The following is a 2,765-nucleotide window of genomic DNA, read 5'->3' as shown; positions in this document are numbered from 1 at the left end:
CTTACTGCAACAGAACCCGAATTCGAGCGACCTCAAGAATGCGTTTTTTTGTTGGATTTTGCAACGACGTTTTCGCTGTTTTCTGGCATCGGTTTAGGCTTGCGGGAGCTCTCGCCTTCGATGACGAGACGGCAGGCGCCCTGGCGTAGCCGGTCGAGTGTCGCGGCGCCGAGAACCCGATTCTCGGGGAAGGCGTCACCCCATTTCGCTGAGATCGAGATTCGACCGGTGGTGAGATCGTCAATGTACGCGCGATCGAGCGTCGGCAACCGGTCGAAGTCGAAGGTCTCCAGCGTCTTGCCCAGCCCGAAGCCGGCGCGCGAACTGGCTCTGAGCGACTGCTCGGATGTGCGGGCGTTGCGTGGCTTTTTCTCTAACGTGGCAGCGCCTTCGCGATCCACGCAAGCACTTCGCGTTACGCTCGAATGGCAGGAGCGAATCCCGTTAGAATCAGACCGTCTTCAGCGCAACGTGAATTTGCCCATGGTCACATCCGTTCGCGGGACGAGTCCTGCCCCATCAGCGTTCCAGGCATCCACTGGAGAAAGCGGCGAACCTACCAGCCGGCGCAAGTTGAATCCATCTCCGCAGGCAATTGCGCCTGGTGTCTTGACTGGTTTGTTGGAACTGCCACCTGAAATCACCCGGGATATTGCAGGGCGGATCGGTCCTCGCAGCCGCATTGCGCTGGCAAATGCCAGCGCACAGTTGCGTCCGCAACTTACGCATGAGCTGCAAGCTGCCACGATTATTGGCCGGGATGTGCCGCTGGTAGGAGCGAGTCAGGAAGCGAATCAGGCGTTCGGTGCCGTGTTGCTGGGGATTGGGGAGCTTCCGGTGTATCTACGAGGTGAGGCGCTTGCCGCGCTCGGCGGCAAGATCAATGCTCTTCCTCCAACGAGCCGGACAGGGCGGTTCGACAACGTGCTTGGCGCCATCGGACAACTGCCTGCCGAACACCGCAGCGGCCGGCTGGCCACACTCGGTCGCCAGATCCACGTTCTGCCTGAAGCGGACCAGACAGCGCAGTTCGACAGCATGCTCGGCGCCATCGGGCAACTGCCTGCCAAACACCGCAGCGGCCCGCTCGCCACACTCGGCAACGTTATCTGGAGCCTGCCTGAGCCGGACCAGACAGCCCACTTCGACAGCATGCTGGGCGTCATCGCGCAACTGCCCGGCGAACACCGCAGCGACCCGCTGGCCAAACTTTGCGACCAGATTCATGCCCTGCCTGAAGCGGACCGGACAGCGCGGTTTGACGGCATGCTCGGCGTCATCGCGCAACTGTCTGCCGAACACCGCAGCGACCCGCTGGCCAAACTTTGCGACCAGATTCATGCCCTGCCTGAAGCGGACCGGACAGCGCGGTTTGACAGCGGGTTCGGCGCGATCGAGCAACTGCCTGTCGAACACCGCAGCGGCCCGTTCGACACACTCGGCAACGTTATCTGGACCTTGCCTGAAGCGGACCGGACAGCGCGGTTTGACAGTGTGTTCGGCGCCATCGGGCAACTGCCCGCCGAACACCGCAGCGACCCGCTCGACACACTCGGCCACCATATCTGGCACCTGCCTGAAGCAGACCGGACAGCGCGGTTTGACAGTGTGTTCGACGCCACCGGGGAACTGCCCCCCGAACACCGCAGCGACCCGGTCGCCACACTCAGCGACCGTATCTGGACCCTGCCTGAAGCGGACCGGACAGCGCGGTTTGAGAGTGTGTTCGGCGCCATCGGGCAACTGCCTGCCGAACACCGCAGGAACGCGCTCGCCAGACTCGGCAGCCGTATCTACAGCCAGCCTGAAGCGGATCGGACAGCGCAGTTCGACAGCATGCTCGACGCCATCGGGCAACTGCCTGCCGAACACCGCAGGAACCCACTGATCCAACTCTGCCACCAGATCGAGGACCTACCTGAAGCAGACCAGAGAGCGCGAATCCACGGCATAGCCTGCGTCATCACGCAACTGCCCGCCGGACATCGCAGCATCCCGAAGGCAGTACTTGAGCAAGCTCAGGCGCGAATACGGGCGGCCGCAATAAAGAAATTCTATCGTACGCTAAAAGGATTTTTTCGGACGCTCCTGAACGGCTGTCACTGACCGGCGTAAAGGGGCCAGGCGAGGAGCGGCGTATAGGCACCAGCGGCGCTGTGTGTTGAAAGCGATTCGAACTTTCCAGATGGGTATGCTCCGTTTTTTCTGCCGTAAGCACAGCAGCGGCACGTTATCGAGATGGTCGAGTAAGATCGCGTGACGAATAATGCAAGATCGCTGTACCACGGTCATCGTTTTCTAACAGCAGTCATCGGTTGCGCGGTGCGTTGGTATCTCAGGAGTAGTGCTGCAATTTGAATGCGCTGGTCTGTTACGCTCGGGATTTTGACGAGCACGAGCCAATGGGTAAGCTGAAAGACATTGACGGATTGTTCAACGGGCGCCACTTCGATCGCGAAGTTATTGTCCTGTGTGCGCTCGGGTACCCGCGTTACAAGCTCAGCTTTCGGGACCTCGCTGAAATGATGGCCGAGCGCGTTTTCTTGCATCGAGATCACTTATCTCACTGCCGCTCAGCGTGGTTCTGTCGCGGTAACGGTGGACGGACGAGCCTGATCGATATAATTAGGATGACTTACATAACCAAAGAGTAGAACTGCTCGGCGGCTGACGGGTGGGTGCCTTTTTTCACCCGCATCTGGCCTTTCCGAATCATATGCATGGTCTCGATGCCAGACAGAATGATGGGTTCTGTTGCAGTAAGG

The 2,765-nt window shown here is 59.9% G+C and carries 2 protein-coding genes and 1 pseudogene; 2 read left to right on the top strand and 1 reads right to left on the bottom strand.

The annotated features are described in order from the left end of the window. Window positions 1–32: 32 nt before the first annotated feature. Window positions 33–401, bottom strand: a complete 369-nt coding sequence (locus BN2475_RS29465; RefSeq protein ID WP_281254291.1) for a hypothetical protein — start codon at window positions 399–401, stop codon at window positions 33–35. Window positions 402–621: 220 nt separating this feature from the next. Here BN2475_RS29465 and BN2475_RS35910 point away from each other — a divergent pair, with 220 nt between their 5' ends. Both BN2475_RS35910 and BN2475_RS35905 read left to right on the top strand, forming a co-directional pair. Further along, window positions 622–2,106 (top strand): hypothetical protein, encoded by a 1,485-nt coding sequence (locus tag BN2475_RS35910; protein WP_143325969.1) that lies wholly within the window; start codon window positions 622–624, stop codon window positions 2,104–2,106. Window positions 2,107–2,402: 296 nt separating this feature from the next. Then, window positions 2,403–2,537, top strand: a pseudogene (locus BN2475_RS35905) (IS6 family transposase); the annotation flags it as partial. Between the last annotated feature and the right edge of the window lie 228 nt (window positions 2,538–2,765).

Origin of the sequence: Paraburkholderia ribeironis (genome assembly GCF_900019265.1) — a bacterium.
GTDB classification, from domain to species: Bacteria; Pseudomonadota; Gammaproteobacteria; order Burkholderiales; family Burkholderiaceae; genus Paraburkholderia; species Paraburkholderia ribeironis.
The sequence above is the reverse complement of the archived record's forward strand: the minus strand, read 5'-3'. Positions and strand labels throughout refer to the sequence as shown.